This window comes from Sellimonas sp. (genome assembly GCF_047234585.1).
Classification (GTDB): domain Bacteria; phylum Bacillota; class Clostridia; order Lachnospirales; family Lachnospiraceae; genus Sellimonas; species Sellimonas caecigallum.
The window spans coordinates 71,642-88,941 of the sequence record NZ_JBKSWG010000003.1 but is presented as its reverse complement, the minus strand read 5'-3'; the positions used below and the strand labels follow the sequence as shown (position 1 = coordinate 88,941).

At 40.9% G+C, this 17,300-nt stretch carries 17 protein-coding genes; 1 reads left to right on the top strand and 16 read right to left on the bottom strand.

Going from position 1 to position 17,300, the window contains the following annotated elements; translation table 11 throughout:
- Positions 1 to 121: 121 nt before the first annotated feature.
- From ACLROL_RS01850 to ACLROL_RS01805, 10 genes are all read right to left on the bottom strand, one after another.
- The gene (locus ACLROL_RS01850; protein WP_413067240.1) at positions 122 to 919 is read right to left on the bottom strand and encodes an ABC transporter ATP-binding protein; all 798 of its coding nucleotides are present in this window, start codon (positions 917 to 919) and stop codon (positions 122 to 124) included.
- Positions 892 to 3,513: an FtsX-like permease family protein gene (locus ACLROL_RS01845; protein ID WP_413067239.1), complete on the bottom strand. Its 2,622-nt coding sequence runs from the start codon at positions 3,511 to 3,513 to the stop codon at positions 892 to 894. Before ACLROL_RS01845 ends, ACLROL_RS01850 begins: the two co-directional genes overlap by 28 nt.
- A gap of 44 nt (positions 3,514 to 3,557) precedes the next feature.
- Positions 3,558 to 3,827, bottom strand: a complete 270-nt coding sequence (locus ACLROL_RS01840) for a helix-turn-helix domain-containing protein (protein ID WP_246599186.1) — start codon at positions 3,825 to 3,827, stop codon at positions 3,558 to 3,560.
- 8 nt (positions 3,828 to 3,835) lie between these two features.
- Positions 3,836 to 4,324, bottom strand: coding sequence for a hypothetical protein (locus tag ACLROL_RS01835; protein ID WP_413067238.1), 489 nt, complete (start codon positions 4,322 to 4,324; stop codon positions 3,836 to 3,838).
- A gap of 194 nt (positions 4,325 to 4,518) precedes the next feature.
- A complete protein-coding gene (locus ACLROL_RS01830; protein ID WP_413067237.1) occupies positions 4,519 to 6,540 on the bottom strand; it encodes an FtsX-like permease family protein in 2,022 nt (673 codons plus the stop codon).
- Entirely contained in the window at positions 6,540 to 7,337 is a 798-nt protein-coding gene (locus ACLROL_RS01825) for an ABC transporter permease (RefSeq protein WP_287449973.1), read from the bottom strand. Before ACLROL_RS01825 ends, ACLROL_RS01830 begins: the two co-directional genes overlap by 1 nt.
- 1 nt (position 7,338) lies before the next feature.
- Positions 7,339 to 8,139, bottom strand: coding sequence for an ABC transporter permease (locus ACLROL_RS01820; RefSeq protein WP_413067236.1), 801 nt, complete (start codon positions 8,137 to 8,139; stop codon positions 7,339 to 7,341).
- Entirely contained in the window at positions 8,139 to 9,104 is a 966-nt protein-coding gene (locus ACLROL_RS01815; RefSeq protein ID WP_221919973.1) for an ATP-binding cassette domain-containing protein, read from the bottom strand. Before ACLROL_RS01815 ends, ACLROL_RS01820 begins: the two co-directional genes overlap by 1 nt.
- Positions 9,105 to 9,853: 749 nt before the next feature.
- Entirely contained in the window at positions 9,854 to 10,456 is a 603-nt protein-coding gene (locus ACLROL_RS01810; RefSeq protein ID WP_413067235.1) for a hypothetical protein, read from the bottom strand.
- A gap of 190 nt (positions 10,457 to 10,646) precedes the next feature.
- A complete protein-coding gene (locus ACLROL_RS01805) occupies positions 10,647 to 11,015 on the bottom strand; it encodes a lanthionine synthetase LanC family protein (protein ID WP_413067234.1) in 369 nt (122 codons plus the stop codon).
- On the opposite strand from ACLROL_RS01805, the gene ACLROL_RS01800 reads away from it, so the two are divergent.
- Positions 11,009 to 11,350 carry an ATP-binding protein gene (locus ACLROL_RS01800; protein WP_405121544.1) on the top strand — a complete coding sequence of 114 codons (342 nt, stop codon included), beginning with the start codon at positions 11,009 to 11,011 and terminating at the stop codon, positions 11,348 to 11,350. The genes ACLROL_RS01805 and ACLROL_RS01800 overlap by 7 nt on opposite strands.
- 312 nt (positions 11,351 to 11,662) lie before the next feature.
- Here ACLROL_RS01800 and ACLROL_RS01795 read toward each other — a convergent pair whose 3' ends face one another.
- The 6 genes from ACLROL_RS01795 to ACLROL_RS01770 all read right to left on the bottom strand — a co-directional run bounded on the left by ACLROL_RS01795 (position 11,663) and on the right by ACLROL_RS01770 (position 17,069).
- The gene (locus ACLROL_RS01795) at positions 11,663 to 12,619 is read right to left on the bottom strand and encodes a CPBP family intramembrane glutamic endopeptidase (RefSeq protein ID WP_413067233.1); all 957 of its coding nucleotides are present in this window, start codon (positions 12,617 to 12,619) and stop codon (positions 11,663 to 11,665) included.
- 366 nt (positions 12,620 to 12,985) lie between these two features.
- The gene (locus tag ACLROL_RS01790; protein WP_413067232.1) at positions 12,986 to 13,792 is read right to left on the bottom strand and encodes a sensor histidine kinase; all 807 of its coding nucleotides are present in this window, start codon (positions 13,790 to 13,792) and stop codon (positions 12,986 to 12,988) included.
- A gap of 322 nt (positions 13,793 to 14,114) precedes the next feature.
- On the bottom strand, positions 14,115 to 14,321 hold the full coding sequence (locus ACLROL_RS01785; protein ID WP_413067231.1) for a hypothetical protein: 207 nt from the start codon (positions 14,319 to 14,321) through the stop codon (positions 14,115 to 14,117).
- A gap of 126 nt (positions 14,322 to 14,447) precedes the next feature.
- Positions 14,448 to 15,773 (bottom strand): sensor histidine kinase, encoded by a 1,326-nt coding sequence (locus ACLROL_RS01780; protein ID WP_413067230.1) that lies wholly within the window; start codon positions 15,771 to 15,773, stop codon positions 14,448 to 14,450.
- Complete coding sequence (locus tag ACLROL_RS01775) at positions 15,770 to 16,498, bottom strand: LytR/AlgR family response regulator transcription factor (RefSeq protein ID WP_413067229.1); 729 nt, start codon at positions 16,496 to 16,498, stop codon at positions 15,770 to 15,772. Before ACLROL_RS01775 ends, ACLROL_RS01780 begins: the two co-directional genes overlap by 4 nt.
- Positions 16,476 to 17,069 (bottom strand): hypothetical protein, encoded by a 594-nt coding sequence (locus ACLROL_RS01770; RefSeq protein WP_413067228.1) that lies wholly within the window; start codon positions 17,067 to 17,069, stop codon positions 16,476 to 16,478. Before ACLROL_RS01770 ends, ACLROL_RS01775 begins: the two co-directional genes overlap by 23 nt.
- Between the last annotated feature and the right edge of the window lie 231 nt (positions 17,070 to 17,300).

Genomic DNA, 17,300 nt, shown 5'->3' with positions numbered 1-17,300 from the left:
CGTAAGGCCCTCGCGCATATATCTCTTCATTCAGCCTGTTAAGGCTGGTTCATTTCATCATGACCAACATATCACTAACTCTATTCTTTGTCAATACAGCAAAATTATTCTTAATGAATTCTTACAGATCTGCCATCCGCCCGATGATTTCCTGATAGAATGCCTCCTGACTTCTCCCTCTCTTCAGATTATCCAGGATCAGGCCGTCTTTCAGCAAAATAATCCTGCCGCAGTAGCTTGCCATCTGCGGATCGTGCGTTACCATGACGATCGTCTTTTTAAACTCCTGATTGATCCGTGTCAGTGCATCGATCACGATTTTTCCGGATTTCGAATCCAGGTTCCCTGTCGGTTCGTCCGCCAGGATCAGGTCCGGATCATTGATCAGCGCGCGGCAGATGGCCACCCTCTGCTTCTCCCCGCCTGACAGCTCATATGGGTTCTTCTTAAGCAAGTGCGAGATCTGGAACTGTTCTGCATACTTTGCCACTGCCTTTGTCATGACTTCCACGTTCTCTTTTCCCAGAATCATCGGCAGCATGATGTTTTCTTCCACTGACAGACTATCCATCAGGTAGAAGTCCTGGAAAATAAATCCGATCTGGGTCCTGCGGATATCTGCCAGCTCATCCCCATACAGATCGCTCGTATCCTTCTCCATAAAGCGAACCGTACCTGCTGTCTGTCTGTCGATCATCCCAAGCACCTTAAGAAGGGTCGTTTTCCCGCAGCCGGATTTCCCCATGATTCCTACGAATTCTCCTTCCTCCACAGAAAAATCCAGACCTTTCAGGACCTTGATATCTTCCTCACTCTTCTTGCCCGCTATTTTCTGATAGTTTCGGATCAGATCTTTTACTTCCAGCACATGCATTTTTTCTTCCTCTCTTTCTATTTCTCTTTTTCCACATATCGCCATACATTCCTTTTGTGCAGAAGATACAAAAGCAGCCACAGCAGCCCATATGCCGCACAAAAGATCCCAGCCGTTCCCATATACTGTAAAACTTCTCTCACGGTAAACAACCTTGCCCTCACTGTCAAGGCGGTAAAGATCACTCCTCCCACACTGCCTGCAATCAATGGTATCAGCAGATATACTTTCATCTGCCACAGGATCCTCTGCTTTCTTTCCTTCTCTTTCATCCCCATCTGCTTCAGAAATGCATTCTCCCATCTCCAGACATTCTCTTCTTCCTTTATCTTAACTGTATACTGGAAGACTGCCATGACAGTCAGAAGTATCAGTATGAAACCGTACGCTGTCCGGGTAAACCAGATCTCCGACTCTGTATTACTCATCATCTGGGTCTTTTCATAAAACGGCTGGATTGTCCGGTCCCACATCTGATCAAAGACATATTTCTCCCTCAGATAGCCCAGATCCTCTGCCGCCTGCCTGCTCTTCCCTTCTGGAAGTTCCATACACACAAGCATCGTCGGCCCTTCAGTCATGTTCTTTTCTTCTGCATACGGGTACATCCTCCATTCTTTGACATCCGCACTTTCCCTTTCCTCCCAGTGATCGCGGTTGTACTTCGTCATTTCCTTCCACACTGTGTCAAAATACGTATCCGACAGCACGATCAGATTTTCCTGCATTCCCTGGTGGAAACTTCCGATAAGACTTGCACGCTCTTCACTTTTAATCTTTCTTTCCGGATAGATATTCCGATAATCCCCCGTGTTATAATACGACAACGGCTGCCCAAATCTCAGATGTTTTTTCAGCCGGCTGGTATCCCAGTCAATGGTATGCGTCTTTACCGACAGATCCTGCTGGTAGACCACATGCATTTCTTCCCCCGTAAGCCTCAGCGGTTCCACGTCGTACCCTGCCTTCTCCTTCAGGGAAAGGTAGGACGATTCCGATATGGCGATATGCTGCCCCTGCGGCCACTGAACCGGCCGCGTTCCTCCCCATGCGTAAAGTTTGTCACTTCCATAAATGGAAGTCATCCGCACCATAGGATACACAGCTGCATTGCCGCCGTATTTCTCTGCCACCGCTTGGATTTCCTCCATATCCGCCTCATAAGAAAGACAAACGATATCATAAGGATACATCCCGTCGATGTCCTGCCTCATGGCAGAACTTAAAAACGGAGTGGAAAAAACCGCCAGGATAAAAAACTGCAGCGCCGCCATATAGAACAGCACGCCTGTGTTTCTCCAGAACCGATGATAAAACGGAACCGTCGTCAAAAGCTGCCGGTAATAAGTTTCTTTCTTTTCCCTTCTCTTGAGCCAAAACCCCAGGCCGCCTGCCAGCAAAAAGAATGTCCCAAGGATCGGAAGCAGATAGATCCCCATCGTCTCTGTCCATCCACGTACTCCAAACCATACCATACTTACAAGGTAAAGGAAGAGGCCGCCTGCCATCCATCGCCCAAGTCTTTCCCTCAGACGTTTCTCTTTTCGGATCTCCTCATTTCGGTCGGTAGATCGTCCTAAAGATAAAAAGTTATCCTGGTTGAAAGCCAGCCCCAGGATCATCAGGATCACATAGGCCAGCACCCCTATCCCAAACTGTTTCAGACTGACCGCCGGAGGAAGAGATATATTTCCCTGATACCCTTGTTCCAGCTGATTTCTCAAAAGCGCGGCTCCTCCCATACCGATCGGTATACCTATAAAAAGCGCAAGCAGACTATTTAAAATATACTCTACCAAAAAAATCCGGTAAGATGTATGCCGTCTCATCCCAAGGATGACCATGAGCCGGAACTCCTTTTTCTGTTCCTTGATATACCAGGATATGATGATGGTCATCATGAGGATGCTAAGTACCATGACGATCATGCCAAGATCACGGAACAGACGGTAGAGACCCTCGCCCATCAAAAGACTCTGATCTCCCTTGCCTCCGTAGATCTGCTCCGTCATCTGGTACACGGCCAGCACAATGTAGAGGCAGACCGCAGACAGTATCGCCGCCAGCGTTAAAACGCCCTGCTCTTTCCAGTGATACCGGAAGTTTTTCCGGATAACCTGGTAGAAGTTCCTGGAATACTTTCCTGGAAAGTAATTGGCACGTTTCAGATGTTCTTTTTCTTCTTTCTCCTGTACTTTGGATTTCTGATACTCTTCTTCTATTTCATCTTTCTGCTCCAGATAAAGAACGATCATACATTCCAGTAAGGAAAACACAATATAGTAAAGCGGAAAACTCAGATAAGGAAGGGGATTCATCATCTGTGAAAAAACAGGTATCGCCAGACACGACACCAAAAGTGTAATCTTCGGAAGATAAAAACACCACTCTCCACTTTTTCCCTTTTTCAGCCATATCGTCCGGAACAAATACAAAAATGTAAAAATCATGACACAGAAGAAAATGATATAATCCGGATGAAAGGTTCTCTCCCTTATCAGCTTCCAAATGACGCTCCAGAAAAACAGATTTTCCCCTGCAATATGAAATTTCATAATAAAAATCGGCAAGGTCAATATGATCCCATTGACCATCTGTATCATCCTGATACGCTTCCTGATTCTCTCCTCACGCTCCATACAGATCCCCCTCGCTTATATATGCATTTTATACAAACATATTATCACTCGGGTATTTCTTTTTCAATATTATGGCCATGAATTGCCCCATCGTCTTCTATTGCTGTATGAACTCTTTGATATTCCAAAATATCTCCGGGCTGACAATCCAAAACATCACAAATGGCGTCAAGTGTTGAAAAACGGATTGCTTTCACTTTTCCTGTCTTTAAATTCGACAGATTGACCGTAGATATCCCTACTTTAGCTGACAATTCGTTGAGTGTAATCTTCCGATCAGCCATTACTCTGTCCAGTCGTAATATAATAGCCATAATTCCTCCTACAAAATCTCTTCAATGTCTTTTTGCATTGAAAATCCCTCATAAATGATCTCACTGAAAACATACAGCAACAGCGCTCTGATCAAAAAATTTCCGTCGATTAATGTAAAGCTGCCGAAACTGAAAATTTCATAGTTCGTTTCAAAACCAGAAAGCCTTGGAAGCAAAATCGAGCCAAGAAGATATAAGCCACATATAATGCGGGCGCATAACACCAGTGTATGTGAAAATGGTTTTTCATCATAAATGACCTTGATCAGAGATACAAAAATACAAATCACACACAGGTAATGCAAACCTCTCACACCTATTTCATATATACTTATGTCATCCCACTGCGGAATCATCATCCCGCGAACTATCATCCATATTCCAGCCGCAACTTCTATGCCAGTAAGAAGCAATGCAATACCCAGCGGTACCCTGATCTTTTTCAAAAAATCGTTTTTTACCTGTTTGCTTGTGTCAACGGAAAAATCGTTTTTCATGAGAATCCCTCCTACTAATTTTTTCTATGTCTTTATAATATCAGAGTTTATAATGATTCTCAAGTAATATTTAATGTTTATCATTATATTTATTTCGATATTCATTATATTGGCTATCTTTCACGAAACTGAGGTTCACAAAAAAGGAGCAATAACTTTTTTTCAGGTTATCACTCCATTTTATAATACATGTATTATTGTCTTCCCCCTTTCCCAAGCCTCTTTATCATATACTGCGCAAACAGCCACTGAACCAGCAGGTTTACAGCGATAAACAGGACAACCAGCATGCCCCACACTTTCCAGATTTCCCAGCCCGTAGTTCCTCCGGCTTCTTTTTCCATACTCAGGAGCACGACCATATAGACACATGCCATCCCAAAAGAAGCAATGGCCGCAATATACGACAGCATCCCCGTTTCAAATCGGATAAGTCTCCTCTGGTTACGGCGTTTCATTCCCATGCTTTCCAGAAAATCGTACCGTTTTTTGTAAAATTCCTGTTCGGAAAGGGAACGAAGACCTGTGACAAAAAAGGTACTTATAAACAAAACAGACAAGATAAATAATCTGCACATCGACATAAACAACAGCCTTATCCCCTCATCGTGGAGAAAATCATCCGTCACATACAATGTTTGTTCCATGAGCATATGGGGCTTCAGGTTCGTCTTTACCCCATATTTCTCTGCATAGGCTTTCAGTTCGCCCGCAGCCTCTGTCCGCTTCTCTTCCGGGAAACAAAGGAGCGTCAACATGGATGATTCCTCCGGATTATCCTGGATCACTTTCCATTGGCTTTCAAAATATTCGTCCGACATGACAATCATATTTTCCGATCCCATATCCGGAAAATATTGTCCCAGCACGTTTTGGTTAATGATATCCTGTATTTCATAGTTCCGCTTTGAATCCCGTTCATTGACTTCAAACGCACCTTTTCCCTCTTCGTCAAATTTTCCGACAAACAAAAAATGATACAGTTTCTGATACGTTTTATTCGTAATGGGTTTCCCTTCATCAGATTTCTGAGTTTCCACACCAACCAGTATCTGCTGCCCTTCCAGTTCTACCTGTTTCCCGGTTAAGTCTTTATATGTAGAAGCGGAAACTCCTACCTGCTCCTTGCCCCACCGAGTGGACATTCTTATCATAGGATAATAAGATACCTGTCCATCGTATTTTTCAGTCAGCTGCTCTGAAAATTCTTTGTCTTTTTCCTGCGCATACCAGACTGCATCATACGGATAATTTCCCCGATCTGGCTGAGACAGAATCGCAGCCGTAATATCAGATACCGGATACGTCATTGCATAAAAATACACAGCCAGCAGGATCAGCAGAACCAGCATATTATTCTGGTATCGGCTGTACAGCTGATTCAGATGCATCATATGCCTGGAATAAAATTTGCGCCGTTTTCTCAACCCCTCCAGCAGTAAGGCAAGGCCGAAATATACTATAAGAAACAGGCTGATGATCCATATAACCGGCGCCACGACATACCCATCCTCAAGAGTTTTATACAACGCTGCTCCGACTGCTGTCAATGCTGCTCCCAGAAAAACGATCCCTATCCACCATTTTTTGACCGGTCGTTTTTCATTTCGCTCTCCTTTTATCATCAGTTTTCCCAGATCCTGCTCTTCCATCCAGACCATCAGGCCAACGAACACGACCACCATCACGCCCAAACTTACAAGCACCACTTCTTTATATACATCGAATCCGGCCCTTGTCACAGTGATGAAATCCGGCTTTAGCCGGAACATGGCTTCCTGCACTCCATAAAGAAGGGCATTTCCCAGCAGAAGACCCGCAACAAGCGATCCTGCACACCCCAAACTGTATTCAGTCAGCAAGAGCAGGACGGATGTTTTCTTTTTCATCCCAAGTACAATAAACGTCGTATAATCTTTCATCCGCAGCCGGACATAATACTGCAAGGAATAAATGATGAGCGTAACCGCAATGAAAACGATCACTTTCGACATAACCCGGAAATCCGCTGTAAGAGTTTCTGCTGTCAGTTCATCCCGAACCGCTTCCTGTACAATATCATTGAGTCCCCAGAACAGAAACAGTTCGGCTACGGCAATGATATTGCTTGTAAAAAAGAGAATATATTTTTTAATATTATTCTTAAAGCTTTTTATAATGATTTTTACTAACACTTTTCTGAACTCTCTCCCGTTTTTACCTGTACGAATCCTCATTATCCTCCCTGAGATACATATCTGATGTTTCCTTTCTTCCAGACAATTGCATTTACCACAATAAGCAAAAGGCACCATCCCGCCTGAACCGTCAGATTCTGTACTATCTTGTCCACAGGTATTTTCCCCTGCAATATAGAAATGGGCTGGAAATAGATATACTGAAATGGCAGAAATCCGCAAATCTTCTGCAGGAACAGCGGATACATGGCGATTGGGAAGATCTCTCCTGAAAATATTTTTATAATATTCCACAGATTATCCCGAAGTGACAAGACATTTTCTACCCAAAATGTAATGTGTCCGATGATCGTAAATAAATTTACCATAATGGTAAATCCCATAAACAGCGAGATGCAAAACCAGCCCGTATGCCGTACGACTAGTTCCACGCCAAAAAATTGCATTACAAATACCGTAACATAGATGAAGAGAAGGCCTGTTGCCATGTAGATAAGAAAACTTCCCATCTTTTCCGCATACATATAAATTGGATAGCTGATCGGCTTTGTCAGATACAGATTCATCTTCCCACTGTTGATCGTTTCCCACTCTTCATAAGCAGCCAGCCCGCAAGGCATAATACAAGTCTGTACAATGGCCAGGATAAAATAATACCCGAGCATTTCCTCAAAAGAATACGACGCGTCCACAGCGCTATTACCATATATATAACTCCAGATAAAATAGAGAATGGCAAACTTTATCGGGAAATACATCATCTGTCCGATAAAATTTACCAAAAACTCTTTCAGACGTCTGAAGACAATATACATTGTACGAATATATTTTCTCATGTTATCCTCCATTGGCCTCATACCGGCGAAGTCCCATTTTCCATACCTTTCCAAACAGCCAGACCCAGAATACCGTCTGCAAACATAAGACTGCCTCCAGACCTATATCCACTTTCTCTTTTCCGATCAGCAATGCGCATGGATAATACGCCGCAAAATATACAGGAATTGTATATGTAAGTACTCTTCGGATCGGTCGTGGAAAAATCGTGATGGGGTATTCCTTTACCTCCAAAACACCCAGAAACAAATTCCGGAGATTTTCAATTCTCCCAAACCAGAAAGATAGAAATGTCAGCACACCGATGATCAACTGGGTCGTTATAACCCCGAGAATGAGATTCAGGAGGGCGATCGGCAGATGTGAAACCAGGATGGCAATCCGGTATTTCCACATGATCACTCCTACCATCAGCACACTTACGCATATCTGTTCTATAAAATACAATACTGAAACATTTTCAAAAAGCATAGCCGCCATCACATTGACAGGCCGAGTCAGAAATTTGTCCAGTTCTCCCTGAAGGATACGTTCCGGCATATCCCTGAATCCAAAAAATATTCCTGAAATCCCCTCGCCCAAAAACAACATGGACGTATAAAGCAGCAATTCATCGATTTCCCACCCTGCAAAAGCAGGGATAAACTGAAGCAGCGTATACCAGAAGATGACCGTAAAGCTGAGATTAAATAATAGCTGTATCAGTGTCATCCATAATTCAAACTGGTATGCGCTGACCTTTTTTACACTTATGATGGCAAATCTCCTGATTATGTTAAAAAATCCAGACATACTCCTCATTATTTTCCCTCATAAAGTTCATATATCGTTTCCGTGAGACTGACTGTGTTGATATTGACATCGCTGATAGATTCTTTCTGTTCCATAAGATGGCCAATTACCTCAAGCAAATATTCTGCCTCTATCTTCCAGACGACATGATGCTCGTCCTCCTGCTTTGCCTCACATATGTACCCTTCTATACCGTCTACATCCAGAGGTCTGATGTAATCTATCTCCAGAAGTTTGTATCTCTTGCGTTCGCAAAATTCACTTGTACGTCCATCATAGAGGATGTTTCCATGCTCCAGCAGTATCATTCTCTCACACATACTGCTGATATCCTCAATATCATGCGTCGTCAAAATCATGGTTGTCCCAAACTTCCTGTTTAATTCAGACAACAATTTCAAAATAGATCTTTTGGAGAGGATATCAAGCCCCAGTGTCGGCTCATCCAGAAAAATAATCTCAGGTTCGTGCAGAAAAGAAACGCCGATCTCACACTTCATCCTCTGTCCAAGAGACAGCTTCCGCACCGGAATATGGAGCAACCTGTCAATCCCAAGATATTCCGACAACATGTCTATTTTTTCTTTGAACTGTCTCTGATCTACCTGATAAACGTCTTTGTAAAATTTAAAAGACTCTATAACCGGCAAATCATAGATCAGCGATGATTTCTGCCCCATGATGACACTGATATGCTTTGTATATGCTTTTCTCTGCAAAGCCGGATGATATCCAAGCACTTCCACATTTCCTTGTGTTGGTGTCAAAATACCGGACAATGTTTTTACCAGCGTTGTTTTTCCGGCCCCATTCAGTCCTACAAGACCTACAAATTCCCCTTCTTTGATCTCAAACGAAATGTTCTTCAGTCCATAAATTTTCTCTTTTGGCGGATTCAGGATTGTCACAATATTTTTTTTGTACTCTTTTTTGGGTATTACATACTCTTTTGTCAAATTTTCTACTTTTATCATAACTCTGCTCTCTCATGTGTATATTTTGTACAAATATATTACCATTCGGTTATTGCACTTTCAATATGCTGGCCATGAATACGCCTTTTAGGGCTATTATATGGCTATATTCTTGAGTCCATCATTTTGTATGTTTCACATTCTCCAGACTTTTATGTAAAACTCTAAAACTAAATAATGCAATGGCTATTGTAATGCATCCTGACATTAGTATCGAAGCTCTTACTGTAAAAATATCTGCTAATCCGCCAGCCGCAAAAACTACTATCATGGAAAATATCTTAGATAAGGTAGATTGTATGGTAAAAATTTTCCCTCTATTGTTTGAAGCCGTCCTGCTTTGTATTAATGAATTATACTACAATGTAAAAATGGAGCTATTGTTCCGGCAGACTACTTTCTGCTTTTGCAATAGCTCCAAATACTTCTTCTAAACTGTGACATTTTCAATTATGTACATCTTTTTTTACGATTTAGAATCTATTATCAATTGTATAAATCCCCAGAGAATAATGATACAGAGAATTGGAGCAAGGATTATAATGATATCAAAGATTGTATTCTTTGCCTGCAGAACAGCTTCTAAAGACTCCAAATCCCCATCCGTCTTTGCTATAAGATGATTAATATACTTATTAATCATCAAATATATATAATAAAAAATACAAATTATACCTATAGGGATCCAAATTTTGTATAGAGCATACTTCTTTTTCATAATTCCATTCCCCCCTGACTTTTTTCCATTTTTATATTTCTGATAAGTTCCAGATAAATTGTCCGCTTACTCCATAACTATATGATTCTGTTGTAGATGTAGATGCGGAAACGGTGCCAAATCCAACACTTACTCCTACTGTAACTGTAAAATATAGATGACCATTGTAATCCACCGTCAGTTTAGTTGGTGTGTTTGTTGCCTCTTGATTGCCAGAATAACTACTGTTAATCACAGGCCCAATCAATCCTATCGTTGGCGCGGTGGCATGGTCAATTTCAACATTCCCGTACATTTGATCTCTGTATACATACACGGTTACACGACATTCTAATTTAAAATTATTTTTGATAGTTTCCGTTTTAGTTTTAACAACCCTGTATAATCTATCTACCGGCCCTCTTCTTTGGATAAGATTCTCAATTTTTTTATCAGCTTCTTCCGGCGTAAATTTTTCGTCTTGAATTAAGATGTCCTTGTATTCAGAAAGAGAAATTTCTTTTTCTTCAACCGTTTCATTGAGAACATCCGAAGTTTGCGCTGCATTTACGATAGTATAACCGGAAAAGCAAGTTCCATATAGTGCCATTATCAAAAATGCTGACAATATTTTAAATTTCTTTTTTCTTAACATAGTAATCCCTCTTTAAATATTAAAATCATTCCTTGATATTATGTAGAACGCGCGACCCTACTTATCAATCCAAAATTGTTTTTGTTTAATTTATATCATATTTTTATTATATTTTCAATATTTTGTCCATTAATAGTTATTTTTCGTCCATAAGTTTCTAATTTTACTATTTACAGACTTTTATTTGAGGTCAATTTCTCGTCTTTCTAGCAAATAAAACAATATTCCTCCATACCCCGCCATAAAACCAGGATTCATTCTTTCCTGCGGAAGAATTTTCCGCGTCTGTTCTCAATCGGTTTTTCCACTTCTTATCAGTAACTCGCTCATAACACCATACCGTGGATAACAAGATTCCAGCGGCCCCATGGCACCATGCCACCGCATCTTCTTCTGTTCCTCCTTTTGCTCTAACATCGATCCAGTTCCCAGTCCGTTCCTGATATAAGGAATCCTCATACTTCCAGATCTGTTCTGCAAGTATTTCATACTCCTTTTTCTTAGTAAGCTCCCACAAATAAAGGACTGGCATAAGAATGCCGGCGTTTCCATGTGCCATACCTCCCATGGGATTCCTTTGACTTTCCACGTTCCACCCGATTCCCTTTTTTACCTGCACAGCTTGTCATCATTGACGAGATCGGCTATACACCGATCAGCCGCGGACAGGCCAACCGCTTTTTCACATTTATCAGTGACACCTATGAAACCAGTTCCATCATCTTTACCACCAATAAAGAGATCGTTGATTGGGCTGAGATGATGGGGGATCCAGTACTTACCACTGCAATGCTGGACCGGATCCTGCATCATGCCAAGTGTTACTCTTTCCGCGGAGAATCCTACCGGCTGAAGCACCCTGACCTGTACCCACAGGGAGACGCAGGGATGTAAAAATCTTCTTACCGGATAAAGTAAGAAAGTGCTTACCTTACGATGTAAAAATCTGCTTACCAGGGTATGTAAAAAACTCCTTACCATACGGTGTAAAAAACATCTTACCTAACAATGTAAAAAAGTGCTTGACATTTGCAACTTTGAGGTTATTTTTTACCAGACCATCACGAAGCCCCCACCTAAACTTTGGAAAACCCTCTTAAACTTTGATGATCCCTGATTTTTCCATAAACAGAGCGAAGGTGCCGCTCAATCATCTAATTTGACGATTTTGCGACACCCTCTTAAAACTTTTTATGACGATTTTGACTAACACGTTCCCACTCCCTTTGTTTTTACCCGTACCTTACACTTTTTTCTGTATTCCTTTTTCAATGCGAAAAGGGAAAAGCACACTACCGCTAAAAGTGTATAAATAATCGTTCCTGTCTTTCCCATATTGACCGCCGCTTCTATAGGGAGTACACCCGCCGACATCGCATTATAGATCGCATGTCCACAAATCGGAGTCCAGATATTGTCTGTCTTCATATAGAAATATCCAAGCACAAATGTAAGTGCTACCGTGATCAAATACCGCAGTCCGACTTGCCAGATGGCAAGGTCATAGATAGTAAACCATAGCGGGAAATGGTAGGTTTCCCATATGATGCCGAGCACAACGATCCCCCACCGCTTTCCAAACTTCTCCTGCAGCGGTTTCTGCAAGAAGCCTCTCCATGCATATTCTTCCCCCCAATACTGAGCTGCTCCCACGAACATCAATCCTGCCGCCTGCACAAGTGCACGCAAATTGGAAAGGATTGCTATGTATTCATCTGAATAGGCGAAAACTGCAAAAATATTTCTGCCCAATAAGATCAGGGTAAACAAAATGATCTCTTTACGTATTTCCCGAAATCCATCAAAGGTATTGCTTTTCTTCTTTCCATAATTGTACAGCCACAACAATCTAAAACTTCCTATCGTCATTGCTGCACTGGCTATTACATTCGCAATTCCGGAACTGAGAATCCCCAAGATATCCAAAACAAGGACCAGGCAATTACAGCCAAACAAAACATAAAATAATCTTTGGATTTCTTCGTATTCTTCATCACAGCTTTTCGTCAGCGCTGCTCCTACGGCTGGCACTACACATATGGCGACTCCCACAATCTGGTCGTAAAAATGCAGAACGCCAAATTTTTCTAAAAATAGCAATACGGCAAAAACAGCCTGCGTGAATGCTGTAAAAATAGCAAAAACAATATAACTTTTTTTCATTTTTCCCTCCTAGTATTTTGTATATATTCTTTTACATGTATACTACTAATTAATTATATTATTTTCAATATATTGTCCATGAGTGGCATTTTTCTGTCCATATTTTTTCTATTTTGTTATTTACAGACTTTTGCTAATCTTTAATTTCTTTTCATTTTCTGTAAAAGAAAAATCTCACAATCTGTACCGACCCTCAGCAAAACTTGTCGCTCCTCGTTGTACAAATCTGATAGTCCAGACTCTATCTTTATAATTTTCTCTACATCCTCAAACGAATCCCCGTTTTTTGATTCTACTATTTAGTTGTATCATTCATAATTTTTTAATTTGTATATTGGTAAATCCGTTCAAATAAATATGTCTCTCTTACCTTTCATCTCCTAAAAAAGCGATATGAACTTCAAACTGATTGTCTTTAATCTCATATTGAAAAGTTCCGCCATACTTTTCCACAATTTGCTTCACACTCTTCAACCCGTACCCGTGTAACTCAGCATTCTTTTTGTCGGAAACCAATTCTCCTTTTTTCTCTCTGGGCCGCTCCTGTATCGTATTTGCAATAAAGATAAACAGAAAATTCTTTTTTCGGCTGATCTTTACGGATATCTTTTTCTTGCCAACCTGGATTTTCCTGCATGCTTCTATGGCGTTATCCAACAGGTTCCCAAAGAGAACACAAAGTTCTGTTTTGGTCAAAGGAACTCTTCTCAACACATCCGCCTCAATCTGGAACTCCATTCCTTCCATTTCGGCTTCCTGCATTTTCTTATCTAAGAACGTATCCAGCACTTCATTTTGCGTCCACATTTTTCCTTTCGTTGCTGTATACTCTCCCCACACTTCATTCAGATACTGTTTGAGTTCATCATAATTTTCCTTTACGGCAAACTCTCTCAGAAGCAGGAGATGGTTTTTTATATCATGTATCTGAATACGGTTTTTCTCTAAGGCTTGCGCCATTTCTCGATACTTTTCTTCCTCAGACGTCCTTTTGATTTCCAAAATTTGATACTCTTTTTTCAGATTTTGGTTCTTCCACCACACACCCGTACAAAAAGCTGTGATGATAACGATACCTGCCAATGAGCCGGCCGCACCCCACCACTTGATATTCCAAACTCCTTCAATCATATTTACGATAATATGTTGATAGATTCTCAATATAATAACCAATAGAACACTTGCTGCTATAAAGAAAAATGAGGATTGTTGAAAGATTTCTTTTTCCCATTTATACTTTTTCATACATAGCAATACACAAAAGATGCCTATCCGCGACATGACAAATAGCAGGCACTTCCAAGGAGAGTTCCCATACACATAAATCATATCGTAAAAATCATCCAGCGCTATCATTCCACAAAAAGCGAAGAAAAAATCCAAAATCGAAAGAAATGCCTCAAAAATCACTGTCATACTCAAGACCAGCCATTTTCTCTTAGCACACAACAACAAAATCGTTATTGCAGTCAACATTATCCAAAGCAAAAACATATTATGCGAAAAATAAATCATACTCCGATTGATTCCAAGCAAAATGCCAAGTCCGATGATATTCCCCCATATTATGACCTTGCGCCAGTTTTTGAGATCCTGCTTTTCCAATACTGTCCAGTACAAAACCTGCCAGCACATCCACATTTCGAACATGGAAAGCAATATCAAAATTACTGTATGTATTTCCATAGTTATCTCCTCCCAATTTGCTCTATCATTCTTCGAATCTCGATTACCCTATTCCGGTTGAGTTTCAGCACCTTCAGAAAATCCGCTCTCGAAGTTCATCCTGGAACAATACGTGGAGATAATCAACTTATCTCGCAATGACCTAAGCAGTTATATCAAAAAAAATAATTTTTATGTTAAAAAAATCCTCCTGTATTTCGTATTGAAATGTTCCTCTATACTTTTCTACAATCCGCTTTACACTTTTCAAGCCATATCCATGAATTCTTTTATCTTCTTTTTCGGAAATCAGCTCCCCATTCTTCTCTATTGGTTTCTTGTCTATACTGTTTTCTATCACAATGCACAACATATTCTTCTGCTTGTTCGTTCTGATTTTTATCCAACGTTTTTTACCTTGAACTTTTCGACAAGCTTCGATAGCATTGTCCAGCAGATTTCCAAACATAGAACAAATTTCTCTCTCCATAAACGGTAGATTTCCTAATACCGTTTCTTCGATATAAACTTCAATTTGTTCTTTTTCCGCTTCCTGCTTTTTTTGGGCTAAAAGCATATCCAACATTTGAATATGCGTCCATGAAACTATTTTATTTGTCCTAAATTCTTCACACAGTTCATCTAAATAACGATTCAGTTTTTCCCAGTCTTTTTCTTTTGCATAACAGCGCAATGTCAAAAGATAATTCTTGATATCGTGAATTAATATCTGATTTTGATCCATTAGCGCTTTCATTTCCATCTGGTTTTGTCTCATCATTTCTTCTTTGACTAACAGTGTCTGGTTTTCTTTTTCCATCATCTTAAAACGATATATGACTCCCCAGATACCCCCTGTTATTATAAAAATTCCCAGCATGGAAACTGCTGCACTCCACCCATGCATATCTTTTATTCCAGTTGCCATATCATATAATAAGAACTGATATCCCCTTAGCAAAACGCAAAGTAATATGCATCCAACTGCCAGCCATGATTTCCACTCTTCCAGATTTATCCTTTGTCTCTTCCATATCTTTCTGAATACAATGAAGACAGATCCTCGGGAAAATAGCAGCAGTATTATTTGGGCGCCCGGTTTAGAAGGCGTATAATATATAAACTGATAAAAATCGGTTTCAAAAATGGTCATACTAATGAAGGCAAAGAAAAAGTCGAGAAAAGCAATCCCCGCCAAATACCAAATCGTAGTTTCAATAATAAATAGAAACTGCTTTTTTTTGATAAGAAATACACAAAGCACCGTTACAAGCACACTGAAAATAAACATAATATTCGAAAAATAAATTATCTCCCGATTGATCCCCAGCAAAATGCCAAGTCCGATGATATTCCCCCATATCATGACCTTGCGCCAGTTTTTGAGATCCTGCTTTTCCAATACCGTCCAGTACAAAACCTGCCAGCACATCCACATTTCGAACATGGAAAGCAATATCAAAATTACTGTATGGATATCCCATCTCATCTTGATTCCTCCCAGTATTCCTCAATCCTTCTTTTGGCCTCGCTGATCCGGCTCCGGTTGAGCTCCAGCTCCCGACCAAGTTCCATACAGAGGACATTTCCTTTGATCCTTGTAATATTTCTGAGATTTACAATATTGCTTCGGTCTGCCAGCATGAATTCTGTGTGTCCCAGCTCTTTTAAAAGCTGTTCCAGAGAGATGCGCTCCCGGAACTCGCCCTGGAAGGTAACATATTCCGCATATTTTCCCATCTTTTTCTTATGGATACAGATGATGTCCCGGCAATATACTTTCTTTTTTTCCTGACCATCTCCCAGGATCCGGAATTGCTGCTTTTCCGCTCCCATGCGGCACATCAGCTTTTCCAGCACTGCGGGAAGTCTTTCATCCATCCGTTCCTTCAGTATATACTGATCCGCTTCTATCTCATAGCTTTCCAGCGCAAACTCAGAATGAGATGTAAGGAAGACAAGCGCCCTTCCCGGGAACTCTCTTCGCAGGATCTTTCCGAATTCCAGTCCGGACATTCCGGCAAGTTCAATATCCACAAAGAAGATATCCCCTTCCTCTCCTTTTTCTGCCTGTTCAGCATATTCCAGGAAGCTCTCTGCAGATGAAAATATTTTTATTTCTGTCTTTCCAAATATTTTTGCAGTCTCTGCTATCTTGTCATGGATGATCCTTCGCATGCATTTGTCATCATCAATTACCACTATTTTTATCATTGGTTTTTTCTCCCTTGATCAGCCTGTAATATTCGTTCTCGTTGACCTTATGGAATATAGCTTCCCCATTCTCGATCTTGAGACGGAAAGTGTGTTCCCACAAAGTGTCCTCTCCATCTTGGGCCAGTATTTTCCCGCAGTGATAGACATATTCTCCTTCTTCATTGTCAGCAGTTTTCTGAATGATGTCATTGACGGCGTCCTGTATCTTCATGGATTGTCTTGTCGGAGACCAGCGCCCCAACAGTCGGTTTATACTCGTTTTGTTCAGAGGCACCTTTGGGAAAAAAATTGTCCGAAACTTCTCTTTTTCTTCCTTTCCCATGTTCAGGTACTCCAGCACTTGCCCGAGTAATCCTTCCACATCTTCATATGGAAATCCAAGTTCTGCATATGCGCAGATATGGCAGAGTATCCGCTCCAGGTCTTCTTTTTCCCCCAGCCGTTCATACCTTTCTTTCAGCCATCCGATACTCTCGAGCAACACGTCTCTTTTATCCTGGCTGTCCGTCTGTCGAAACTTTGCCATCGCAAGTTTGATCCCTTCGATTTCCACGCGACTGCACTCCATTATCCCACCTTCTTCCTTCTGTCCTTTTTGTTGACAGACATCTTCTCATTCCGTTCTTTATTGTACTATATTTGATCAGATTTTTCATTCCCCTGTCCTCGAATCGTACTTTTTTGTCCTTGAATTCACATTTTCCTGCCAACAGTTTATTACAATTCCATCCGCAAAATCAACCGAAGATTTTTCCTCTAAAAAAGACCCCCGGCAGCGCATTTTGCCGGAGGTCTCTTT